The organism is Flavobacterium poyangense, assembly GCF_011751075.1.
GTDB classification, from domain to species: domain Bacteria; phylum Bacteroidota; class Bacteroidia; order Flavobacteriales; family Flavobacteriaceae; genus Flavobacterium; species Flavobacterium poyangense.
This window is the reverse complement of the sequence record NZ_JAALLN010000010.1, coordinates 40,363-64,944: the sequence shown is the minus strand read 5'-3', so window position 1 is coordinate 64,944 and position 24,582 is coordinate 40,363. Positions and strand designations below refer to the sequence as shown.

The window sequence follows — 24,582 nt, the reverse complement described above, 5'->3', positions numbered from 1 at the left end:
ATGAAAAATTTTCAAATCGCTATAGAGTTTCAGCAGTTGGTTAAGTCAGAACAGGCGTACCATTATAGAATCGTTCCCATTGCCAAAGAACAGCACGTTGTTGTATTGAAAACAGATGCAGCTGATATACAAAATTTACAGAATGAACTCACCGTTTTGTTGCCTTTTTCCGTTCGTTTAGAAGGAGATACAACAGAAAATATAAACCGTTATTTAAGTACCAATTACCGTAAGACCAACTCAAATAAGGTTTCAGATATACATTATACGGCTGATTTCTTGGAGAAAATCGTTTTAAATGCCAAAGAAATCGGAAGCAGTGATATTCATTTTGAACCCTTTGAAAAAAGATCCCGGGTGCGTTTCAGACTCGATGGAAAATTAAAAGAGCAATTTCATATTACAACAGAAGAATATCCTGTAATTGTAAATAAAATAAAAATCAGGGCGCAACTTGATATTTCAGAAAAACGACTACCGCAGGACGGACGTATAACGATCGTAACCGAGTATGAAGATTTTGACATCAGGGTTTCGGTTTTGCCTACTTTGCACGGAGAGAAGGTCGTATTGCGTATCTTGAGCAAAGACACAAGTCATATTGATATTAATGCTTTAGGGTTTACAAAAAAGGAGTTAGCAACTTATTTGCAAAATATAAAGCGTCCAAATGGTATCGTTTTGATTTCCGGGCCAACGGGATCGGGAAAAACAACCACTTTGTATGCTACCTTAAAACAATTAAATCTTCCGGATACCAACATTTTAACGGTTGAAGATCCGATAGAATATACACTTGAAGGAGTTACTCAGGTACAATTGAGGGAAAATATCGGACTTGATTTTGCGACGACTTTGCGTACTTTTTTGAGACAGGATCCTGATATTATTATGGTTGGGGAGATCAGGGATGTTAGCACAGCCAATATGGCAATTCGAGCCGCATTAACGGGGCATTTAGTGTTGTCAACCATACACACCAATTCGGCCTGGGCAACGGTTTCGAGACTAATCGATATGGGAGTTCCTTCTTTTTTAATTGCAAGCACTTTGAATGTGAGTGTAGCACAGCGTTTGGTTCGTAAGCTTTGTGATTCGTGCAAAATGGAAGAAGATATCAGCTCTGCCGTTTTTCCGATGGACTTCGAAATCCCGAAAAATCTAACCAAACATCATGTTGCAGTAGGATGTGAAAATTGTTATCATACCGGATATTCGGGCAGAAAAGCAATTTATGAAATTTTGCCAATCGGATCTGAATTAGCCGCCTTAATCAAAAGCAATCAAACAGACATTGAGGGCTATCTGGAAGAAAATGATATCTTTACCCTCAAACGCAATGCCTTGGCATTAATAAACGATGGAATTACTTCTATAGACGAAGTCTTTTCATTACTCTTATAAATAGTAAACCGCATACCATTTGCATTTCGAAATTCGTTCATGAAAAAAATAATTATTTTACTTCTTATATTCCAATTTTCCTTTTCGCAAGAAAACAGAATCTCTCAGCTTAAGAATCACATTGAATCCATCACCGCCGACGCACCGGGGTTGAATGAAAAAGTTAATGTAAATATTAAAGAAGCTTCTTTATCGAGCTTTTTGCTGGCTATTTCACAAATTCATAAATTGAATATTAGTGTGGCGCCAAATTTAAGCCAGACGAATATCGTGAATAATTTCTCTGATGTAACAGTTGGTGATTTATTGATTTTTTTGTGCAAAGAATACAACCTGACGATAGATTTTACAGGTAATATCTTAGCTATAAAAACCTATGAGAAGCCAATCGTGATTCCGGGTGTAAAAGTCATTGATGTAGTTTATTATACTGATGGTAATTTGTTAAGTCTGAATTTAAAAGACGACAAATTGTACGATGTGTTTCGAAAAATAATGGACGAAAGTGCTAAAAATTTAGTTTTTGCTCCCGGTCTCGAAAATCAATTGCTAACGGCATATATCAAAAACATGCCTTTTGATGCGGCCTTGAATAAACTGGCTTTTGCTAACAATCTGACAGTGACAAAAACGAGAGATAACTTTTATGTTTTTGATAAGTTGGAAGGAAACTACACACCTGAAACGGGTGATGCCAATGGAGCAATAAGACAAAACAAACCACAACGCCCCAGAAAATCGAATTTTTTCTTTACTGTAGTAGATGCAGAAAAAAAACTCTTGGATGTTGACTTCGAAAATACACCAATCTCCAGTATTATCTACGATATTGGACATGAACTTGATGTAGATATGTTCGTTTCAAGTCCGTTAGAGGGTGCCGGAAATGCTACTGTAAAAGCAAAAAATATTAGTTTTGATGCTTTACTGATAAAATTGTTTGAAACAAAAGCGGAAGGGAATTCAGTCTCAAATGGTAATCCTTCACAACAACAGTATAACAATAATTCCGGAAATAATTTTTCAGCTTCTTCGGGCTCCGGTTCTTTTACTTTTATGAAGAGTGGTGCTATTTATTATTTTGGAACTAAAGAACAGTTGGTGGTTAGAAATATCAAATTGATTCCTTTAATGTATCGTTCTATCGAAATTTTGAGCGACCCATCAAAGGAGGGCAGAAGTGCCGGTCGATTAAATAACTCAAACAGTTATACCAATTACAATTCGCAAGATTCTTCGAGAAACAATTCGGGGTTTCAGAATCAGAACGGCTCTAATTTTCAAAACCAAAATAGTACACGATCTTATTCATCCTCAAGTAGCGATAATGCTTCGGAATCTATTTTGACGATTATTCCTGATGAAATTAAAAAAGATTTGGATATAAAAATCGATAAAGAACTGAATAGCTTTTTGGTTAACGGACCGGCAGCGAATATAGAACGATTTGAATCTTTTATAAAATATATTGACAAAGCAGTACCAGTAATTTTGATCGAAGTAATGCTTTTGGAGGTAAACAGATCGGCAACGGTAGAGACAGGAATGAAAGCAGGTATTGGAGATAAACCCGTAACCACTACAGGAACAATTTTTCCTACTGCTGATATTAATTTGGGAGCACAGACCATTAACAATATTATTGATGGATTCAGCGGATTTGGATCGTTGAATATCGGTAAAGTGGTGCCTAATTTTTATGTAAGCCTTAAAGCGATGGAGACCAATGGAAATCTGAAAGTACGTTCTTCCCCAAGATTGTCTACATTAAACGGACATAAAGCGTATTTATCTATTGGAGAAACGACTTATTATGTGGTTACCAATCAGAATTTTTATGGTTCTCAGATTCCACAAGCATCAGAAGTAAAAAATTATCAACCAATCGATGCCGAATTATCGGTAACGATTATGCCATTAGTGTCCGGAGACGGTCAGATTACAATGGATATAAAAGTGATTCAATCCAGTTTTAACGGACAAAAAGTTGACAAAGATGCTCCTCCGGGAATCAACTCGCGTGAGTTTACTTCGATAATCAGAGTAAAAGATCAGGATTTAATCGTTTTGGGAGGGTTGGAAGAATCTGTTAAAAATGATTCCGGAACCGGAGTACCATTATTGTCCAGAATTCCAATTATCAAATGGTTGTTTAGCTCTCGTAAACGCGAAGATTCTAAGAAAAAATTAAGTGTATTAATCAAACCAACCGTTATTTACTAATGACTTTGCCCTCTATAACTTCACTTTTATTAGGTAAACAGTACATTGGTATTGAACATTTCACTTTAAACAATGAAGAGAAAATTGCCTTGCTTTTGGTGGAACAAAAGAAAGAAGGATTGGTCATTTCAAAAAAAGACAGAGTTCGTTATACACAGAAAATAGCAGACAAATGGGATGTGAAATTGCCTTTCTTTTTAATTGTGAATACCAATCAAGTCATTCACAAGGAAGTTTCGGGTGTGGAAGCCTCAGATGAAAAGCTATTGCATAAAGCATTTCCGAATACCAATTGGGAGGAGTTTTATTTTGAAATCTGGCGCTTAAAAGCAAAATCTATTATTGCCATTGCCAGAAAAACATATGTAAACGATCTTGTAAAACAGTACGAAGAACAAAAGATAACAATTTCCGGTATTAGTCTGGGGGTTTGTGCACTATCTGAAATTTTCGAATATCTACAAGAAGAGCGGATTTTTACCAACAATCAATTAGTTTCAAAACAAGAAGAGAATCAACTTATCTCTTCGAGTGTACAAGAGACTTCTGTTTGTTATAATGTTAATGATCTGGAGGTAGAGAACAGACATTTATTGGTTTTTTCAGGAATAGTGCGATTGCTGTTGCATACTTCTGCTAATACCGGATCGGTTGTAGCGTATACCGAAGAATTGTATGATGCCTATAACCAGAAGCAATTTTTTCAGAAAGGACTAAAAATAATGATTGGAATTGTCCTGGTTATTTTAGTACTAAATTTTATTTTTTTTACGCACTATTACAAAAGGGCGCAGGAAACTACAGAAACGATTTTAGTAAATCAGTCTTCCTTAGAGGATGTTGGGAAAATTAAACAGCGAATTATTGTAAAAGAAGAAAAAGTAAAAAACAGTCTTGGTAAAACAGATTCGCAAAGCTCGCTTTTGATTAATGAGATTGCCAAAGATATCCCGGCTTCGATTGTATTAACAGAATTGATTTTTAATCCATTAGAGAAAAAGATAAAAGCAGAAGAAGCTGTTCTGACAACTGATAAAGTTATTGTTGTAAAAGGGATCACCGTTTCTAATGATGATTTTACACAGTGGGTAGAGAACACGGAAAAAATCAAATGGATCGACAAGGTTTTGATTACACATTTCGGAAAAAATGAGGCCAATGAAACCGAATTTGCTATCAAAATAACATTGAAATAAAATGAAGCTTAACAAAAAGAATAAAGGACTTGTAGCGGGATTTGTCTTAATCCTCTATATTTGTTATTCGTTTGCTATTTCAAATACGATTCAGTATTACAAACAATACAAAGAAAAGGAAAAGCAAATTGCAGATGATAGTAATATGCCCAATCTTGTAGCGCAACTTATTCAGAAAGAGAAACAGTTGGATCAGGTTTTGGCGCAATATGAGATTAATGTTTCAGATTCTTTTCAGAATGATTTATTAAAGCAATTAAGCTCTTACAGCAATCAGTATCACCTTAAAATAACCGATTTTCAGGAACCGCATAACATCAGCCAAAAAGGCTTTAGTACAACCAGCTATATTTTTACCTTAGAAGGTTCTTTTAATGGTTGTTTGGCTTTACTAAATCAAATCGAGAATAATCCGAAACTCGGAGCGATCAAACATTTGAATTTCACCAGAAAGAAAAATTACAAAACTAATACTGATCAATTGTTTGTTGAAGTGATTATGCAGACGAATAAAGGGATTTAGATAAAGCTTAAGTAAAAAGTAAAGTGAAAAACGTGTTCAGATTGTTGTCTTTTTGTCTATTGAAACGAATCTAAGGTTATTAAAAAAATAAAGGAGTTGACCTTATACGGAATTGAACAGAATAAAATAATACAAGAACAAAATAAGCGTTTGGAAAAACTTGAAGAAAGGATAAAATAAGTTTATTGATAAAAATATAAAATCTAAAAATACATGAAAAAATACACACTGTTCGGAAGTCTTTTAATATCATCATTTTGTTTGGCTCAGAATGAATTTCCAACTACCGGAAATGCTGGAATTGGAATTTCGAGCGCAGCAGCATCTTCTCCTTTACACATAAAGAGCTCAAATGATGCAATCGCAGCTTTTCAAACCACGGACGATACATTTCTTTATACGCAATGGCTAAACAAGTCGGGAGTAAGAAGAGCATGGATGGGATTGGATAATATACTTGGTGGTTTTAACATTTCAGTAGAAAACGGAACGGATAAAATTCTTTTTAATGGAGGAAATGTTGGAATAGGTTCAGTTAATCCTTTAGCAAGATTAGAGGTACGTAATGGGAATATATTGCTTAAAAATCTTTTAAATAATGATTCTAATTCAGCTATAATGATTGCCCAATCTGTCACCGATGGAAATCATACTGAACTAGGAACCTCTATTAGATCAATAGTTCAAAGTGCTGGATTGAATACATATGGCATGCAATTTTTTACAAAAGAATCACATCGTACCGCACAAACGGAAAAGGTTAGAATTCAAGGAGATGGTAATGTAGGTATAGGAATACTTGAACCAGCTGCAAAATTAGCAATACAAGCTACTACGACCGGTAGCAATGGAGGTGTCAGATTGCATGGGTTTACAAATTCCGCTGATATAAGTTACTGGAGCGAAAGTCAGTTTGCGATGGCGCATAGTGGGCAATATAAAAATCTTATATCTTCTATAGGTAGTTCTTATTTCAATGGTGGAAATGTTGGAATTGGTACTAGTGTGCCAGACGAAAAATTGACCGTAAATGGTAAAATTCATGCACAGGAGGTTCGAATTGATCTGGCCAGTCCAATGACAGTTCCCGATTATGTTTTTGCCAATGATTATAAGTTGAAAACACTTAAGGAAGTTGAAAGTTACATCAAAGAAAATAGTCACTTACCTGAAATTCCATCTGCAAAAGAAATCGAGAAAAACGGTTTGATGTTAGCCGAAATGAATATGAATTTACTGAAGAAGGTAGAAGAACTGACTTTGTACGCAATTGAGCAGCAAAAAAATACTGAACAGCTTACCAAAATTATTCAGGAACAGAATAAGAGACTGGAAGTGCTTGAGAAAAGTAAAAAGTAAAAAGAAGATTAGATTTATCGATATAAATCTAGTAGCTTAATAAAAAATGGGGTCCCAAAAGATCCCATTTTTTTGTTTAGTTATGGTTTGAATAAATTGAAATTTGGACCCGAGCGATAACGAACAGACAATCAAGTTTGGAATTTGGACCCGAGCGATAGCGAACTGGCGAAGCAATTTCAAAAATTTGGAATTTTATAACTATCGGTATCTCTGTGTAGACTCCCTCTCAATAATATGAGTCGGCAATACAACCGTCTGATGCACCACCGGAATATGTTCTTTTATCTGGGTAATTTCATCAATTAATATCGAAGCAGCACGATGGCCTATATCATATCCCGGCTGATCAATAGTTGTTAATTTTGGTGAAATTACAGTACTCATAAACCAATTGCTGAATCCAAAAACGGCAATCTGTTCCGGAGTTTTTATTTGGTGATCGTTGAAATATTTAATGATTCCGATAGCAACCAAGTCAGTGATTGCAAAAACAGCATCAACATCATTGTGATCTGCTAGTAACTTTTCGGCATTTTCGTAGCCATCTTCAAAATCGGTATTGTGATCACAAACGTAGACTAAAGAAGGATCGTACGGTATATTATGGTCTTCGAGTGCTTTTTTATATCCCAAAAAACGATCGATAGAATTTTGAGGCACATAAGAACCTCTAAAATGTGCAATCTTTTTGTATCCCTTTTCTATTAAATAGGTGACGGCATCATAAGCCGCTTTCATATCATTAATAATGACTTTAGAACAATCGACCCGTTTGGCAATTTTATCAAATAAAACCACGGGAGTATTTTTTCGGATCGCTTCATTGATGTGAAAAAAGTCATCCGTTTCATTAGAAAGTGACATTAAAATACCATCCACTCTTTTTTGCAGCAATAGGGCTACCTGTTTTTTCTCCAGTTCATATTTTTCACTTGATTGAAGAATGATAACCAGATACCCTCTTTTCTCCGCTTCTTCCAGAATTCCATTTAACACGCTCGAAAAAAAATGATGCACTGTTGCAGGAACGATAACCCCAATAGTTTTGGTTTCATTGGTTCTGAGGTTTACCGCAACAGAGTTCGGCATATAATTCATCTTATCCGCCATTTCGATTACTTTGGCACGGGTATTTTTGCTAATGTCTGTGTACCCTTTTAAAGCTTTCGAAACAGTGGTAACCGAGATTCCTAAGGCCGAAGCGATATCAATTAATTTTGTATCATTCATATAATAAATATACTAAAAATTCTGAACCGCAAGATACACAAAGATTTTTCTTTATGTCAAGATAGTTTGGGCACGAAAAGTCAAGAGATATAAAGCAGCAATGTTTTGCTCAGGCAGATATAGCAGATAAACCTGAAATAGATTTGCTGTAACGATTGGAGTTAAAAGGTAAAAAAACTCTGCGACTTTGCGACTTCGCGAGCAAAAATTAAGGCTTAGGTAAAAGAGTAGCGTCCTTTGCGTAACCCTTTGCACACCTTACGGTTAATTTTTACTCACGCAGATTTAGTTGGATTGTTTTTATTGAGATACAAAATGGATATGGTAGCATATAATTATTCTCATTACGGAAAAGAATCTCCTTAATCAACAAAATCTGCGTGCAAAAAAACTTTACAACTTCACAAGCAAAAAAAATGGTTTCCAGAGAAAATAGCGTCCTTTGCGTAAGTCTTTGCATCCCTTGCGGTTACGGACAATAACTTTCGAAAACGTTTTAGGTTATTTCGAAAACGTTTTCGAGTTTATTTTTATAGTCAGATTTTAATTAGTTGTATATGTTTACAGTCATAAGCATAAATTTTACTAACCAAACCAAAAGAAAATGAAACTAATTAATACGTATCTAGGCGGATTATTTTTATTTGTTTGCCTAATCTCTGTTCCAAACCAATTGTTTGCGCAGGAGAAAAATACTGTTTCCGGAAAAGTATTCGACGAAACCGGACAAACTGTTCCCGGAGCAAATGTGTCCTTAAAAGGAAGCGATCAAAATGTGATTACCGATGTAAACGGAAGCTATTTATTTTCGAATGTCGCTGCCGGAAGTTATACTCTTTCTGCAACAAATGTGGGCTATAAAAGCTTCGAAAAGAAAATCACGGTAAAAGAAGGAGAATCAGTAAAAGAAGATTTGTTTTTAGAAACAGAATCACAAAACTTAAAAGAAGTGGTCGTTACAGGATCGTCCAGTCCAAGATCTAAATTAGAATCGAGTGTTGCGATTACATCATTGGGAGCAAAAGCTATTGAGGATAGGGCACCAATAAGTACTGCAGCCTTGCTGCAGACGATCCCCGGCTTTGTGGTAGAAGCTTCAGGAGGAGAAATAGGGAATAACCTTTTCGCCAGAGGGATTCCGTCAGCAGGAGCTTATGAGTATGTACAAATTCAGGAGGACGGATTACCGGTTTTTGAGGATGGAGCCTTGCAATTTGCCAATGCAGATACTTTTTATCGATTGGATGAAACCGTTAGCAAAATGGAAGCCGTACGTGGGGGATCGGCTTCTATATTTGCCAACAATGCTCCCGGGGGAATCATCAATTTTATTTCTAAAACCGGGCAAAATGATTTTCAGGGAAGAGCTAAATTTTCGACTTCAGATTATGGGATGTTTCGAACTGACCTTAATTTATCAGGCGCGTTAATTCAGGACAAACTTTTCTTTAATGTTGGAGGTTTTTACAGAGCCGATAATGGAGTGAGAAATACCGGTTTTACGGCCAATAAAGGGGGACAGATCAAAGGAAATTTGACTTATAAGTTTGATGATGGAGATTATGTAAGAGTTAATTTCAAACATCTTAACGACAGAAATACGTTCTACCTGCCAATCCCATTGAAAAGTAATAACGGGAAAATCGAAGGTATAGACGGCTTTAATCCGAATTATGGAACATTGACTTCAGCTAATTTTAGTCATTTGAATGTTCCGCAGTATGGAGGTGGTACTTTTACTGCTGATTTGGAAGATGGTTCGCATCCTGTTATCAATTCAATCGGAGCTGAATTTAAAAAGAAAATCTCAGATAAAGTGACGTTCAAAAATGCATTCAAACAAACCGCCATCGATTTGAATTACAATGCTATTTTTCCGAATGGAGGTCCATGGACACAAGATTTTTATGCGACCGATATTCAAAAAACAACCGCTGGTAATTTAGCTTATACCTATGTAGATAATGGAGCAGTAGTGGATCCAAACGCATTGATTATGAGAGCAGATCATTGGTACATTCACAAAAAAATGAACAATTTTGCCAATAATTTCTCTTTCGCATTCGATTTAGATCCTGTGAAATTGACGGCCGGATACTATTATTCGAATTGGAAATCGAATCAATACTGGAACTGGAATTCGTATTTGGTAAATGTTTCAGATAATCCAAGGCTTTTAAATGTAAAAGACAATACAACCAACGTAAATCATACCTGGAACGGAGTAGAAAGAATCACCTGGTTAGAAAGAGACGCACAAACCAAAGGAGTTTTGAATGATATCTATGCTGATGCAGAAATTAAAGCCAGTGATAAACTTACTTTCAATGCCGGTTTGCGATATAATAAAGACAAGTACTCAGGTTATAGAGACAATGCCCGTTTTTTTGCTGAAAATTTAGGAGTTTTAAACAATAATACGGCCGATGATGCTGTGACCACGGTAAAAGGAAATCCGTATACGTATTGGAGATATGATGTAAGCGAATGGTCGTATACAGCAGCCGGAAATTATAAATTCAATGATAATATGGCTTCTTATGTTCGTTACAGCCACGGTTTCAGATCTCCAATTGAAGAATCTTTTTATGATAATGCGGCTAATTTAAGCAAGCTTGAAAACACAAAAGTGAATCAGTTAGAACTTGGTTACAAATATTCCGGTTCGTTTTTCTCTGTGAATGCGAATGTATTTCATATGAATCTGAAAAATGTTGCTTTTACCGATATTTTATCTGACGGAAGTTCTGAAAACAAGTTTGCCGACGTGAACAATATTGGTCTTGAAGTAGAAACCAACGCCAGATATGAAATGGTAAAACTAAATTTTACATTCACCGTTCAAAAACCGGAGTATGATAAATTTACCGGTACTAATGCCGATGGTTCGACTTTTGATTTTAATGGAAATACGGCCCGAAGAATTCCTAAGTTTTTCTGTAACCTAAGACCGGAAGTTGACATTACAAAAGACTTTACGGCTTATGTACAATTTTCTTATTATGATAAAAAGTTTACCAATCAGGATAATAAACAAGTTTTGCCTGCCTACAAAGAAGTTGGAGCGGGTCTAAACTATACTTACAACAACCTTCGTTTTGCAGTTGATGCATCAAATTTATTCAACGAGATTGGTTTAACAGAAGGTGATCCGAGACAAACTACATCGGCAGCAAGTGATGTGTTTATGGCAAGGCCAATTTTAGGGCGTGCTTTTAGATTTTCGGTAGCTGTTACTTTTTAATTTGTTAGTTAGTTGAGTTCCTATTTTGCCAAATGTTGTTGCCAAAAACAGCATTTGGTATTTTTGTAACTTTACGTAATCTCCTGTTTACAAACGTATATTTCTATATAAAATAAACTACGTCAAGAATGAAAAACTTAGGAATAAAAATAGCATTGTACCTGAATTATTTTGTCTTTGCTATTTTGTTGAATAGTGTTGGTATTGTAATTTTAAAATCGCAAAAAAAATATGGAGTAGATGAAGTACAGGCCAGCATTTTGGAGGCCTTTAAGGATATGCCAATTGCTATTGTCTCTTTCTTTATTGCTTCTTTTTTGCCTCGGATTGGGTACAAAAAGGCGATGCTTACGGGGTTGGCTTTGGTAACCTTGGCCTGTATCTCTATGTATTTTGGAAACTCATTTGACAACGCCAAAATACTATTTGCAACCGTTGGTGTGTCTTTTGCATTGATTAAAGTTTCAGTGTACTCGTTAATTGGTGCAGTCACAGAAAGTCAGAAAGAACACAATGCTTTAATGAGCAGTATTGAAGGTGTTTTTATGATCGGAATCGCATTGGCTTACTTCTTGTTTCCGGCTTTTAATGATGAAAGCAATCCGGATTCCTGGTTAAATGTCTATTGGTTTCTGGCCGGATTATCGCTGCTTTCGTTTCTGTTTCTGTTTTTTACAAAGTTTGAAGAAACCAAAGTAAGCGCAGGAGCGAATTTTACAGATGATTTTTTGCAAATGTTTAAATTGATTGCCAAAACACTTACAGTTATTTTTGTAATCAGTGTTTTTCTGTTTGTAATGATCGAGCAGGGAATCCTTTCCTGGCTGCCAACATTTAACACCAAAGTACTTCATTTACCGGAAAATATCAGCATTATGATGGCTAGTATTTTGGCCATTTCATTGGCTGTTGGAAGACTTATTGCCGGAATCGTAACAAAAAAGGTAAATTGGATTTGGGTATTGAGCTTTTGCGTTGTATCAGCCATGCTGATTGTCTATTTTGTACTACCTAATGTGGTTGGACTTGAAGTGAAAAATATCAATTCACTTTCAGATATTCCGCTTATTGGATTTGCTTTTCCGCTCATCGGATTGTTTATAGCACCGATTTATCCTTTACTTAATTCGATTGTACTGAGTTCATTGCCCAAGAATCTGCAAAGTTCAATGACAGGATTGATTGTTATTTTTTCTGCTCTTGGAGGAACATTAGGTTCACGTATAACAGGTTGGTTATTTAAAAATGAAGGTCCGGAGAAAGCATTTTATTTCACTTTGATTCCGATGTTTTTATTATTGATCTCTTTTTTTATTCTCAAAAAAATTACCTCAAAAAATGAAATTTAAATTACATATAGATCAGACTCTTGGTCAATTATTGGCGCAGGAAGATACTGATGGTGACAAAAAAATAACCATTGATGATAAAGGTCCGAAAAGCTTTTTGTTAAAAGATGAGAAAGGAAATACAACAACTGTTGAAGGAACTTACCAACTTTCTAATTTGTTACAGGAACTGGCCTTGTGCAAAAAAACGAATGCGGAGTTTGCTGAAATCAATTTAGCAGATATTACCGAAGATCCGGTAAAAAGGATCTCCAGAAAAATAAAAGATTTGTATTGGAAAGGTCTTACCAGAACAATTGATGCTACCGGAGTAAAAAAGATTCTGGAAGACGATAAAATAGAAAATGCAATTTCGTATTTATATGTCCCTGCCGGAGATATGGCTGCTTTTGTTTATTTCAAAGATCTGGAAGGGACAAATCCTACTTTAAAAGTGGTTCAGTTACCTGAGGATATTTCACCGGAATATGTTTTATCATTGAATAAAAAACCCGGAATTTTAGCATTGGCCTTGCAAACGACAAATAATACAATCGAGGGAGTTCCATTCGTAGTTCCCGGTGGAAGGTTTAATGAAATGTATGGTTGGGATAGTTATTTTATAACCATGGGACTTTTAATCGATGACAAAATTGATTTGGCGCTTGGCATGGCTGAGAACTTTAAATACCAGATTGATCATTATGGTAAAATCTTAAATGCTAATCGCAGCTATTATTTAACTCGTACGCAGCCTCCCTTATACACCTCATTGATTGTTGATATTATTCAAAAGTCAAATCCGGATATTGTATGGGTCGAAAGGCATTTAAAAACGGCAATAAAAGAATACAAAACGGTTTGGATGGAGTTAGGAAAAAGACTTACTCCAAATGGTTTAAACCGTTACAAAGCGGAGGGAATTGGGCTTCCGTTTGAGGTAGAAGAGGGGCATTTTGATGATATCTTAGAAAAGTACGCTCCCAAATACAAGCTTTCGACAAGAGAATTTGAGAAAAAGTATCTCGAAAGGGAAATTTTAGATGCTGATCTGGATCATTATTTCACCCACGACAGAAGCATGCGCGAAAGCGGTCACGATACTACAAACCGTTTGGTTGGAATTTGCGCTGATTTAAATACCGTTGCCATAAACAGTCTTCTTTATAAATATGAAACAGATATTGCTTTTTTGATTGAATCTGTTTTTAAAGATGATTTTCAGTACGACGAAAATGCCAGTTATTCCAGTGCTTATTGGAATAAAAAAGCCGCAGAAAGAAAAGATAAGATCAATGAATTGTGTTGGAATGAAGAGAATGGTCTTTATCTCGATTATAACTTCGAATTAAAGGAGCAACATTATTTTGAAGCTGCAACAACTTTTTATCCCTTGTGGGCCAAAATCTGTACTCAGGAACAAGCCTCTACTTTAGTTCAAAAGACGTTGCCAAAATTTAAAATGAAAGGAGGAATCGCCGGAAGTACAAAGTCATCTATTGCTTCCGTAACCGAAAACGATCCCACAAGACAATGGGATTACCCTTTTGGCTGGGCTCCGCATCAGATATTGCTATGGAAAGGATTATTAAATTATAATTTTCAGGAAGAAGCACAGGAGATGGTCTATCGATGGCTGTGGCTTATTACCCGAAATGCTGTCGATTACAATGGAACGATTCCGGAAAAATTTGATTTGTCTATAAGTTCCCATAAGATTTTTGCAGAGTATGGAAATGTCGGAACAGAATTTAATTACATCACCGAGGAAGGATTTGGCTGGATGAATGCTTCTTACCAATTTGGATTAACGCTCTTAAGACCGGATTTAAAAGAGAAATTATCTGATTTAGTTGATCCTGATACGCTATTCTAAAAAGGGATAATTTATGATTTTGATTATTAAACTGTAGTTATAGTTTGTTGAGCGTAGTTTTTTTTAACGTTTAGATTTATTGCTAAAGGTATAACTAGTTTTTCAAATTATTCTAATAGATTACAGACTCTATCAATTGCCTCCAACTTCAGTTGGAGGTTAAAAAATGATTAGTAGTAAAAAGGCTTTAGCCGAACCGTCAAAGGTGTTCAGCTAAAGCCTTTTTGTCTTTCAGAGATGATCTTCAACTAAAGTTGAAGCTGATTCATGACTCTTATCAGAAGCAGTTTTTGCTTTTATTTTTGCTCATTAATGGCAGATTTCTTTAGCCTGAGTACTCTGATTTGTTTGTTGGTTTTATCAGATAAGAAGATACGATCTTCCAATTGTGTAATTCCCATGATGGTACCAAAAGAGTTTTTTCCCATGATATCACTGGCATTTATTCTGGCAGAATAAGTTTGATTTAAGAACTCATTTTTTGGATAAAACCTTAGAAAATAAGCAGAGCCAACATTCTCAGAAGTGATAGCCCAATCTGCACTTAAAGACACTGCTGTTGGTTTGCTTTCTGAAAGTGGTTTTGCGGAAGGAGGTAATGGTGTAACAAGAGAAGCTGCTGCATTGGTGCGAATAGCTGCAATATTGTACAGGAGGTATGCTTTAGCATTTCTTCCGGCGACAACCAAATTTCCACCAGTTATATCCATAGAATAAATTTCATCAAAGCCGCTTAAGGTGTTTAATTTTGCAATAGGAGCAAGATCCCATTTACTGGTTTCGGTGATTTGGGACGTCTCAAAAACTTTTATTGAAGCATGTTTTTCTTTTACAAAAACCAATCCGTCCTTTACTGCAACCCCGAAAACGTGAACAAAAGTGTTCCACCATTGACCATTACCTACGGTATTGATTCCTAAATTGGTGTTTTCATCTAATACAAAAAGACGTGAATCGATACTTCCTAAATAAATTCTGTTATTGTCAACAGCAACAGAAGAAAGATTCGTAAAGGGGATAGTTGTAGTTCCTTTGGTAAAAGCGGTTACTGATTTGATGTATTTTAGACTTTTTGCATCAAAAATTTCCAGAACATCACCGTTGCAAACATATAATTTTCCGTTGGCAATGGTTATCCCTCTTGGATCAAGTTCAGGTGTTCCATCTCCAATTTGTTTGGCAGTGATAATCGCTTCCTCTGTTGGATAATAATAGGCATAGTCTGTAGTTGAATTTTTTTCTTCCTTATCACTGCAGGCGGTTAATACTAAAAGCAGTAATAAAATCAGTTTAGGCATGTTGAATAGTTTTGTTAATTCCATTTTCCTTCTCCTTTATATTTTAATAAAAATGTATTTTTTGGATTGATTTTAAAAACCGGTTTTTGATAAGTTCCTTTCAGATACTGTGTTTTGGTATAGGTTTTTAAGACATCAGGATCCGTAAATGGAAGGTCGTCTAGGTAAATTAAGTACTTGTAAAATTGAGTCAGCATTTCTTGTTGTCCGCCTCCTTCACCACTATTGGCAAAGTTACTGTCATGATTGTAGCCGGTGTGGTGTGAATATTCGTGAGACCAAAGGGACATTTCGCCGTTCCAGTGTCCTGTTACGTAACCTCCTTCGTATTGTGAAGCTAATGCTCCACCACCTAAAGCAGCATCACCTCCGACCATTGCCATATAAAGGGTTCTGTCGTCAACATAGTCCCAGTAACGTTTCTCGATTTCTTCTTTTGTAAAATAATCATACACACCATTTGCATCTGCCTTATTACCATGCCAGTCTGTAGCACCTACTACAGCTGTACCGGCAAGTGCGGCCTGTTCTTTTTTATAAACATCAAAATTATTATGTGTTTTATAATAAATTGGATGACTCAAAGCATAGGAGTAATTAATAATCATAGTAATAGCTTCCTTAGCCAATACCGGATTCATTGGTAAAAACTTTCCGAATTCATCGATATGATATTGATCGTGAAACTGAACCAACTGTGAAGATTTTATTTTCTTGAATTTAGCAAATAACGGATCTGATGATTCGATTGAAAACTCAATGGCTCCGGATGAAAAGCCATCTATTTTGTCAATGGTAACCGTTTTCCCATCTTCCAGTTCATAGTCATTCCTGGCTGCTACCAGCGGAATTTGGTGAACAGAGCGATGAAAAGCCGGGATTTGAGTAAAATGATAAACTACAAATCGTTTGTTGTAATTGGGTAATTTGGCATAAACTCTGACATCCTTTAAGCCAACTGGCGAATAAAGAGATAATTGTATAGAGTCTTTTCCTTTTTGTATAATTTGTAGGGGCTGATTGACCCTAAACCATCGGTCTTTTTTATCATACATTCTGGCCGGATCTTCGCCATCTGTAAACATTGTCATCGGATGATTGGCAGGAGGTAGTTTTCCTGCATCAATTTGAGCTAAATAGTTCGGTGCATAGGCATCCGGTTCACTCTTGCTACAACTTAGCTGTAATGCAACAGCAAAAAACAAGGAGCCTATTGTAAATAGACTTCTGGAAAAAGTAGGTTTCATTGTCGTTAAAATTTGGGTTAAAAGTAGGTGTAATTCTATGTTGTTTTATTTATTTCTATAGGCATATCATTAAAAAAATAAGACCAATTAGGTTTGATTTTATTGATGGCAAAATAAAGGAATTTTAACAGTTTTACGTTAATTATAAATAAATATGTTGGGATTTATTTTATAAGTGTAGTGTTTGTGATGATTTCGTATCCGACAAATAGTTCAGTAGATGAAGTTTCGGCTTCTTTTAGATTTGATTAGTAAGGCTTTGAAAAAAAAACATTAATAAAAGAGCGTTCATTCACTTATTATTTTATCTTTGCTAAAAAATAAGGTATGAGAATAAGAGATATTGATAAAGAAAAACTGGTTGTTGCGAGAGCAATAGATCAAATCGTGCAGGATGGATTTCAGGGTTTCAGTATGAACAAGCTTGCAAAAGCCTGCAATATTTCGGTAGCGACATTATATATTTATTATAAAGACAAAGATGATTTAATTCAAAAAATTGGCAGAAGTGTTGCACTTGAATTTTTTTCAAGTACAATTAAAGATTTCTCACCTGAGATGCCTTTTGAAGAAGGATTGTGGATACAATGGGTAAACCGGGCTGATTTTACCATGAAATATCCCAAAGAAGTTGCTTTTTTTGAGATTATTAAACATTCGCCTCATGGAGAAATTATATTGAACTCTACTACCAAATTTTCAGATTTCAGAATGATAATGAAACAGTTTATTGATAATAGTTTGCGTAAAAATGAACTTATTCCAATGTCGTTTGAAGTTTTCTGGGCTGTTGCCTATGGACCATTATATACACTACTGAACTTCCATACTGAGGGTAAGAGTATGGGAGGGAAGCCGTTTGTTCTTACCGATACGATGATGAAAGAAGCTTTTACAGCAACAATAAAAGCTTTAAAACCATGAAAAATTATGGAAACAGATTTAAATACAGTACATATTTTTAAAACAAATATTGATAAAATTAGTGCAGACCGTGCTTTGCATATTGTACTTGAAAACCATCCGGATATACAGCAATGGAGTATAGATTATGAGGATGTAGATTGTGTACTTCGTGTGGTTTCAGAAAACCTTACTTCCGATGTAATTATGATGACAGTTAAAGGGTTTGGTTATGCATGCCGGGAATTGTCTTAATCTAAAAAAAAATACATTAATTATAATGAAAAAAAATACCACAGAAGCTCCTGCTTTTACTTTACACCAAAAAATTATTATTGCCATATTGGCACTTTTGCAATTTACTGTTGTACTTGATTTTATGGTTATCTCTCCGCTGGGAGACATTTTGATGAAAACACTTGATATGACACCGTCAAAATTTGGTTTTGCCGTTTCCGGATATGCTTTTAGTGCCGGGATTTCCGGATTGCTTGCTGCGGGTTTTGCAGATAAATTTGACAGAAAAAAAATGCTGATCTTTTTTTATACGGGTTTTATCGCGGGTACCGTTTTCTGTGCCCTTGCCTCAAGTTACGAAATGCTGCTTTTAGCAAGAATTGTGACCGGACTTTTTGGAGGTGTAATCGGCTCTGTTTCATTAGCAATAGTAACCGATCTGTTTGTAATTCATCAAAGAGGAAGGGTAATGGGGTTTATACAAATGGCATTTGCAACAAGTCAGATTTTAGGTATACCGGTTGGATTGTATTTTGCGAATAATTGGGGATGGCATTCTGCATTTATTATGATTGCAGTTTTAGGACTATTGATTCTTGTTGCCATTATTATCCAACTGCAACCGATAACAAAACACCTGGAATTGCAATCAGACAAAAATCCTTTTCTTCACCTTTGGCATACCTTAAGCAACAAACAGTATCAGGTGGGCTTTACTGCAATTGCCTTCCTTTCTGTCGGAGGTTTTATGTTACAGCCTTTTGGAACGGCATTTTTAGTAAATAATATTCATATCAACCATCTTGAACTGCCAATGGTATTTTTCTTTACCGGACTTTCTGTACTTATTATAATGCCTTTGGTTGGGAAATTAAGTGATAAAGTCAGCAAGTTTAAATTGTTTGCAGTAGGATCATTAATTTCGATAATTATGATTTTAATTTATACCAACCTTAACCCCATACCAATGTGGGAAGTAATCGTGATTAATATGGTGTTGTTTATGGGAATTATGAGCCGAATGATACCTGCAACGACATTAAACACCGCAATTCCAGAGATGAAAGACCGTGGGGCTTATATGTCTATAACATCATCTCTACAACAGATTGCCGGCGGTATCGCAGCGGTTTGTGCCGGTTTTATAGTGCATCAGAAAACGAAAACATCACCCTTAGAAAACTACGATATTTTGGGTTACGTAATTGCCATTATTACATTGTGTACGGTGTTTTTGATGTGGCGAGTAAACCAATTGGCAAAATCAAAAGAGTAAGTAATTCTAGTTACTAGTTGTAAAATGTATAATGTATAATGTATAATGTATAATGTATAATGTATAATGTATAATGTAAAATGTATAATGTATAATGTATAATGTAAAATGTATAATGTGTAATGTGATATGCTAATCTGAAAGGAAAAATACTTTAATTAAAAGATTTTTTTACTTTTAAGCGAAGCGTTAGAATTTAATTGTATAGTTACTGTATTTCAGCTATCTGGCACAACTATATGTTCGTGTAAGCAAGATAGTAATCAATTAAACAAACTTATTACTTTTCACATTTCACATCTCACATCTCACATTTTACAATATACATTCTTATTCAACTAGTAGCTTGAGTTAAGTAGAAAAAAACAGAAAATCTTTTCAGACCATTAAAGTGAGAAGAATTTTGAATGAATTTTGCAAATAAGCAGACTAAAAAAAGACAATCCCGGATTGTCTTTTTTTGTTTTCAGGATTAAAAAAGCGGAAAACAAAAGTACTTAAGTAAGAATATATTTGTAAATTCCGCTTTTATAAGTAGCTATAAAGTAGGTTATTAAAATTAATTTATTGTAGGCCAAGTAAAAGCTTAACCTCAATTTAACTTTTCTTTATTTTATGGGCAATAGAAGTAAAAGTAAAGTTAAAAAGCGATGAATATTCTGTAAAAACAGAAATGAGAATTATAGGTAAAAACTTTATAATTGCTGAGTATTATGCTTTAATTTGGCTTTAAAATAATGATTTGTTTAAAAAATATTTTACTAAAACGATTTTGTAAACCCATTTTATATATATTTGTCAGTAGCATAATAGCCATTTAATAAAAAACGTTAATGAGAAGAATCACAATTAAGGATATTGCCACAGAGGCCCAAGTGTCTATATCTACAGTTTCTTTTGTTATTAACGGAAAAGGCGAGAAGATGGCCATTAGCCCGGCTGTTATAAAAAAGGTCCAGGATGTTGCCGAAAAGCTTCAGTACAGACCCAGTATGATTGCCAGTAGTCTTAGAACGGGAAAAACAAGGTCGATAGGTTTAATTGTAGAAGACATATCCAATCAGTTTTTTGCCGACTTGGCGAGAGTTATAGAAGACGAGGCGAAAAATATTGATTACAGAGTTTTTTATTGCAGTACCGGAGATGATGATAAACGTTGCGAAGAATTAGTGCAAAGTCTTTTGCAGGCCAATGTTGAGGGTTTTATTATCACACCAACAAAAAATTTAGAGAAAAGTATTGATCTGCTTTTAAAGTTGCAAAAACCCGTAGTTCTAATCGATAGGTACTTTGCCAATCAGAAAGTAAGTCACGTCGTGATGGATAATTATGAAGGGGCCTATTCTGCAACTAAATTTTTAATGAATAAAGGGCGTAAGAATATTGCCGTTGTCAATACAAAATCTGAAATGATTCAGATGAAATTAAGGGAAAAAGGATATACAGACGCCCTAAAAGAAGAAGGGATTTACAATAAAGCGCTTACGCTTCACTTAGATTATCATACCGATGAACAAAGCAGAATCGATTCGATTGCGCGTTTCTTTCAGAAGAATGCTAAGATCGACGGCGTTTTATTTTTGGCCAACTATATGGGACTTGCCGGTCTTCAGGCCTTCAGAGGCTTGGGATACAGTATTCCGGATGATATTTCGGTGATCAGTTTTGATGATCACGATAGTTTCAAACTGCATACGCCAACTATTTCTGTCGTAGCGCAGCCCATAAACGATATCGGAATTAAGTCTATTGAGTTATTATTGAGTCAAATGACCGACTTTAATTCTTTTACAGTAGAAAAAGTACTTAAAAAAGGTACTCTGATTGTTAGAGAATCGGTTTAAGCAACAATATATATTTAAAATTATAAAGAAAAAAATAGGTGTAACAGCAGATTTTTTTTAGTCATTTTACTAAAACGTTTTAGTAAATAAAGTAAGAAGCACAAACAATTAGTAGTTATTCTTCTAAAGAAACAGATATATAGAAAAACGGTTGGTACATACATTTTTTAGAAGTTAGCGTATCTAAAAATGGCAGCTATTTTTATTGAAACAGAGTTCGAATTTTTTATTAATATTTTAAAACAAACGCGTTAGAAACAAACAATAATCAAAACAATTAAACCAAAAAAAATGCTTATGAAACGAATTTTAGCAGTGTTAGGAATGATATTGTTCAGCAGCTTAGGTGTTGTTGCACAAAATCGATTAATAACAGGCATAGTGGTAGATGCAGAGAACAAGGGAGTTGTTGGTGCATCGGTTGAAGTACAAGGAAAACCATTTAATGCAATTACAGACTTTGACGGTCAGTTTAAGTTAAATGTTCCCGAAGGAAAAGTTACTTTAAAAATAGCTTCTCTGGGGTTTGTATCAAAATCAGTAGTACTTCAGGAAAATGAAAAGACAATTTCTGTTGTATTATCAGAAAGCAAGCAAGAATTAAATGAGGTTGTAATCACTTCATTCGGTGTTAAAAAACAAAAGAAAAGTTTAGGTTATGCCGTTGGGGAAGTAAAAGGAGATGAACTGACAAAGAATAAAGAAATTAACTTAGGTAATGCCCTTCAAGGGAAAATTGCAGGGGTTAACGTTTCTGCACCGGTTACCGGGCCTTCGGGTTCCAGCCGTGTGGTTATTCGTGGAGCTACTTCGGCTTCGGGTCTTAATCAGCCTTTGTATGTAGTTGATGGTATTCCGATTGATAATAGTCAACAAGGAAATGCGGGAATGTGGGGAGGCGCCGATAAAGGTGATGGTATGTCTTCTTTCAACCCGGAGGATATTGCAACGATGTCTGTATTAAAAGGGAGTGCCGCTTCTGCTTTATATGGGTACAGAGGATCAAACGGTGTGATCTTGATTACGACTAAAAAAGGTAAAAACGGAACAGGACTGGGAGTAGATTTTAGTACAAATGTTACTTTTAATACACCGGCAAGTCTTTTAAACTGGCAGGATCAGTACGGCGCAGGAGCACCGGTAAATGGTGTTTATAAAAGATTCGGTAATTTGCAGGAAGCTAGAGATTCTTACTATTTTGCCTGGGGTGATAGATATGACGGTACCAATTCAATCTCAATAGACGGTGCCACAAGACCTTATCAGGCATATGGAAAGAACAATGTGGAAAATTTCTACAGAACGGGAACTTCTTTCAGTAACACTCTTGCCATTTCAGGTGGAAATGAAACGACGAACTTCAGATTATCTGTAGGAAACACAAAAGACGAGTCTATTTTACCGGGCACAAATTTCGGTAGAAATAACATTTCGTTGAGTTTAAACTCGGCTCCAAACAAGAAAATAAATGTAGAGGCAAATGCACAGTACATTGTAGAGAAAAGTAAGAACAGACCTTATCTGAACGATTCTCCTAGAAATCCTTCTTTTCCAACTACTTTCCTGACTCCGAGCACAGACATCAGATGGCTTAGAAATGCCTACGATCAAAATGGGGGAGAAGCAGATTATTTTGGTGCCAATGTGTACCACACCAACCCATATTTTACTACAGAACAGCCTTTAAACGAAGATCTTAGAAAACGTTTTATCGGTTCTGCAAAAGTAACTTATAACATTACGGATAAACTTTATGCTAAAGCTGTTATCGGTGCAGATGATATTAACTACGAGTATACTGAAATTGAGCCAACAGGAATCAATTACAATCCAGGAGGATCGTATGAAAACAGAGTGGAAAATCGTTCAGAAGTTAATGCTTCCGGTTATTTAGGGTATAGAGGAGATATCGTTAAAAATTTATCATTAGATGCTTTTGTCGGCGCCAATCGTCAACACAACAGATTTAGTGGTATTAAAATGAAAGGGAATAATTTTATTGTACCGTTTAAATATTTCTATGGAAATACGCAACCGGATAAAACGGAAAAGTTATTTTCTGAACGCGAAGTAAACTCTCTTTTTTACTCAGCAGATTTAGGATACAAAGATTTCTTATTTGTTAGTTTAACAGGCCGTCAAGACTGGTTTTCTACTTTAAATCCGCAAGATAATAGTATTTTTTATCCATCGGTAAGTACCAGTTTTATTTATTCTGAGGTGATAAAATTACCGGAATGGATGTCTTATGGTAAAATTAGAGCCGGTTGGGGTAACGTAGGAGGAGGATTGCAAGAAGCATATGCTTTAGATTTAACTTATACAACACCGGACGGGCAAACAGATTCGCAAGGTCAACCTATTTTAGGGATTAATGGAGAGACTGTTCCAAACCAATTTTTGAAGCCTTATAATGTAAGCACAATTGAATTTGGTTTTGAAAACACATTCTTTAACAACAGAGTGAGTACAGATTTGACTTTTTACAGTAAAAAGACAACTAAAGATATTGCAGATGCAGATATTTCTCAAGCTTCGGGTTTTAGAACAACTAAAATCAATGTGGGGCAGATTCTGAACAGAGGGGTGGAGTTTGCAATCAATGTGAAAGCGATAAAAACACCAAGTTTCTCCTGGAGTGTAGGTTATAATTTTGCTTATAATGATAGTGAAGTAGTTAGTCTGTCAGGAAAAGTTCCTATGAAAGTACTGGAAGGAAACAGAGACGGAAGAGCTTCTGTAGTTTTAAAGAAAGGAGAGCCTTTTGGAGTTATTACAGCTTATGATTACCTGAGAGACGAAAAAGGAAACATTCTGTTAGGGAACGATGGGCGATTTGTAAGAGGCGATTTAATCGTTGCCGGACAAGGTGTGGCACCAACTTCAATGGGACTTTCAAATGATTTTTCATATAAAAACTTCACTCTTTCTATTTTAGTAGATGCTAAGTTTGGTGGCGAAATCTATTCTGCTACAAATCAGTTGGGAACTCGCTACGGATTGACCGAATCAACACTTTCCGGTCGTGAAGGAGGAGTTGCGGTATCAGGTATTGATTTTAATGGTGCTCCGGTTAACAAACAATTGTCGGCTTACGATTATTGGAGAAGTTATAGTGATATAACCTCAAACTTTGTATACGATGCTGATTTTGTAAAACTTAGAGCGATTTCTTTTGCTTATAATTTCCCAAGTTCTTTTATCAAGAAATCGCCATTTCAATCTATTAGTTTAGCTTTCTCAGCTCATAATTTATGGACAATCTATGATAAAGTGCCAAACATTGATCCGGAATCTAACTATTCTAATAGTAATGCACAAGGACTTGAAAGAGCTTCTATGCCTTTGACAAGAAATTACGGTGTAACGCTTAATGTTAAATTCTAATCCT

16 protein-coding genes are annotated in these 24,582 nt (G+C 35.4%); 13 read left to right on the top strand and 3 right to left on the bottom strand.

The features are described from left to right. From G3A47_RS15580 to G3A47_RS15560, 5 genes are all read left to right on the top strand, one after another. Complete coding sequence (locus tag G3A47_RS15580; protein ID WP_166923950.1) at window positions 1-1,404, top strand: GspE/PulE family protein; 1,404 nt, start codon at window positions 1-3, stop codon at window positions 1,402-1,404. A gap of 39 nt (window positions 1,405-1,443) precedes the next feature. Beyond that, complete coding sequence (locus tag G3A47_RS15575) at window positions 1,444-3,627, top strand: type II secretion system protein GspD (RefSeq protein ID WP_166923948.1); 2,184 nt, start codon at window positions 1,444-1,446, stop codon at window positions 3,625-3,627. Beyond that, window positions 3,627-4,823, top strand: coding sequence for a general secretion pathway protein (locus tag G3A47_RS15570; RefSeq protein ID WP_166923946.1), 1,197 nt, complete (start codon window positions 3,627-3,629; stop codon window positions 4,821-4,823). Before G3A47_RS15575 ends, G3A47_RS15570 begins: the two co-directional genes overlap by 1 nt. Before the next feature lies 1 nt (window position 4,824). After that, entirely contained in the window at window positions 4,825-5,346 is a 522-nt protein-coding gene (locus G3A47_RS15565) for a general secretion pathway protein (protein WP_166923944.1), read from the top strand. A 213-nt stretch (window positions 5,347-5,559) separates the two neighbouring features. Further along, window positions 5,560-6,705, top strand: coding sequence for a tail fiber protein (locus tag G3A47_RS15560; protein ID WP_166923942.1), 1,146 nt, complete (start codon window positions 5,560-5,562; stop codon window positions 6,703-6,705). 201 nt (window positions 6,706-6,906) lie between these two features. Here the strand turns inward: G3A47_RS15560 and G3A47_RS15555 are convergent, their stop codons facing one another. After that, entirely contained in the window at window positions 6,907-7,938 is a 1,032-nt protein-coding gene (locus G3A47_RS15555) for a LacI family DNA-binding transcriptional regulator (protein WP_166923940.1), read from the bottom strand. A gap of 604 nt (window positions 7,939-8,542) precedes the next feature. Between G3A47_RS15555 and G3A47_RS15550 the strand changes: the two genes are divergently transcribed. The 3 genes from G3A47_RS15550 (at window position 8,543) to G3A47_RS15540 (ending at window position 14,386) form a co-directional block, all read left to right on the top strand. Then, window positions 8,543-11,182, top strand: coding sequence for a TonB-dependent receptor (locus tag G3A47_RS15550; protein WP_166923938.1), 2,640 nt, complete (start codon window positions 8,543-8,545; stop codon window positions 11,180-11,182). Window positions 11,183-11,310: 128 nt separating this feature from the next. After that, entirely contained in the window at window positions 11,311-12,531 is a 1,221-nt protein-coding gene (locus G3A47_RS15545) for an MFS transporter (RefSeq protein WP_166923936.1), read from the top strand. Continuing rightward, window positions 12,521-14,386 (top strand): alpha,alpha-trehalase, encoded by a 1,866-nt coding sequence (locus G3A47_RS15540; protein WP_166923934.1) that lies wholly within the window; start codon window positions 12,521-12,523, stop codon window positions 14,384-14,386. The genes G3A47_RS15545 and G3A47_RS15540 overlap by 11 nt, the downstream gene beginning before the upstream one ends. 296 nt (window positions 14,387-14,682) lie before the next feature. Here the strand turns inward: G3A47_RS15540 and G3A47_RS15535 are convergent, their stop codons facing one another. After that, entirely contained in the window at window positions 14,683-15,708 is a 1,026-nt protein-coding gene (locus G3A47_RS15535; RefSeq protein WP_166923932.1) for a PQQ-binding-like beta-propeller repeat protein, read from the bottom strand. After that, window positions 15,699-16,931, bottom strand: a complete 1,233-nt coding sequence (locus G3A47_RS15530; protein ID WP_243860476.1) for a hypothetical protein — start codon at window positions 16,929-16,931, stop codon at window positions 15,699-15,701. The genes G3A47_RS15535 and G3A47_RS15530 overlap by 10 nt, the downstream gene beginning before the upstream one ends. Before the next feature lie 327 nt (window positions 16,932-17,258). On the opposite strand from G3A47_RS15530, the gene G3A47_RS15525 reads away from it, so the two are divergent. The 5 genes from G3A47_RS15525 (at window position 17,259) to G3A47_RS15505 (ending at window position 24,578) form a co-directional block, all read left to right on the top strand. Further along, complete coding sequence (locus G3A47_RS15525; RefSeq protein ID WP_166923930.1) at window positions 17,259-17,855, top strand: TetR/AcrR family transcriptional regulator; 597 nt, start codon at window positions 17,259-17,261, stop codon at window positions 17,853-17,855. Between the two features lie 6 nt (window positions 17,856-17,861). Continuing rightward, window positions 17,862-18,089, top strand: a complete 228-nt coding sequence (locus G3A47_RS15520) for a hypothetical protein (RefSeq protein ID WP_166923929.1) — start codon at window positions 17,862-17,864, stop codon at window positions 18,087-18,089. 25 nt (window positions 18,090-18,114) lie between these two features. Then, window positions 18,115-19,347, top strand: coding sequence for an MFS transporter (locus G3A47_RS15515; protein ID WP_166923927.1), 1,233 nt, complete (start codon window positions 18,115-18,117; stop codon window positions 19,345-19,347). 833 nt (window positions 19,348-20,180) lie between these two features. Beyond that, window positions 20,181-21,191: a LacI family DNA-binding transcriptional regulator gene (locus tag G3A47_RS15510; protein WP_166923925.1), complete on the top strand. Its 1,011-nt coding sequence runs from the start codon at window positions 20,181-20,183 to the stop codon at window positions 21,189-21,191. A gap of 297 nt (window positions 21,192-21,488) precedes the next feature. Next, window positions 21,489-24,578: a SusC/RagA family TonB-linked outer membrane protein gene (locus G3A47_RS15505; RefSeq protein ID WP_243860474.1), complete on the top strand. Its 3,090-nt coding sequence runs from the start codon at window positions 21,489-21,491 to the stop codon at window positions 24,576-24,578. Window positions 24,579-24,582: the final 4 nt, after the last annotated feature.

Coding starts and splice junctions, on each gene's coding strand:
- G3A47_RS15505 (WP_243860474.1), top strand. CDS start 21,489: ATGAAACGAATTTTAGCAGTGTTAGGAATGATATTGTTCAGCAGCTTA.
- G3A47_RS15570 (WP_166923946.1), top strand. CDS start 3,627: ATGACTTTGCCCTCTATAACTTCACTTTTATTAGGTAAACAGTACATT.
- G3A47_RS15555 (WP_166923940.1), bottom strand. CDS start 7,938: ATGAATGATACAAAATTAATTGATATCGCTTCGGCCTTAGGAATCTCG.
- G3A47_RS15580 (WP_166923950.1), top strand. CDS start 1: ATGAAAAATTTTCAAATCGCTATAGAGTTTCAGCAGTTGGTTAAGTCA.
- G3A47_RS15515 (WP_166923927.1), top strand. CDS start 18,115: ATGAAAAAAAATACCACAGAAGCTCCTGCTTTTACTTTACACCAAAAA.
- G3A47_RS15540 (WP_166923934.1), top strand. CDS start 12,521: ATGAAATTTAAATTACATATAGATCAGACTCTTGGTCAATTATTGGCG.
- G3A47_RS15575 (WP_166923948.1), top strand. CDS start 1,444: ATGAAAAAAATAATTATTTTACTTCTTATATTCCAATTTTCCTTTTCG.
- G3A47_RS15565 (WP_166923944.1), top strand. CDS start 4,825: ATGAAGCTTAACAAAAAGAATAAAGGACTTGTAGCGGGATTTGTCTTA.
- G3A47_RS15520 (WP_166923929.1), top strand. CDS start 17,862: ATGGAAACAGATTTAAATACAGTACATATTTTTAAAACAAATATTGAT.
- G3A47_RS15550 (WP_166923938.1), top strand. CDS start 8,543: ATGAAACTAATTAATACGTATCTAGGCGGATTATTTTTATTTGTTTGC.
- G3A47_RS15545 (WP_166923936.1), top strand. CDS start 11,311: ATGAAAAACTTAGGAATAAAAATAGCATTGTACCTGAATTATTTTGTC.
- G3A47_RS15510 (WP_166923925.1), top strand. CDS start 20,181: ATGAGAAGAATCACAATTAAGGATATTGCCACAGAGGCCCAAGTGTCT.
- G3A47_RS15535 (WP_166923932.1), bottom strand. CDS start 15,708: ATGGAATTAACAAAACTATTCAACATGCCTAAACTGATTTTATTACTG.
- G3A47_RS15560 (WP_166923942.1), top strand. CDS start 5,560: ATGAAAAAATACACACTGTTCGGAAGTCTTTTAATATCATCATTTTGT.
- G3A47_RS15530 (WP_243860476.1), bottom strand. CDS start 16,931: ATGAAACCTACTTTTTCCAGAAGTCTATTTACAATAGGCTCCTTGTTT.
- G3A47_RS15525 (WP_166923930.1), top strand. CDS start 17,259: ATGAGAATAAGAGATATTGATAAAGAAAAACTGGTTGTTGCGAGAGCA.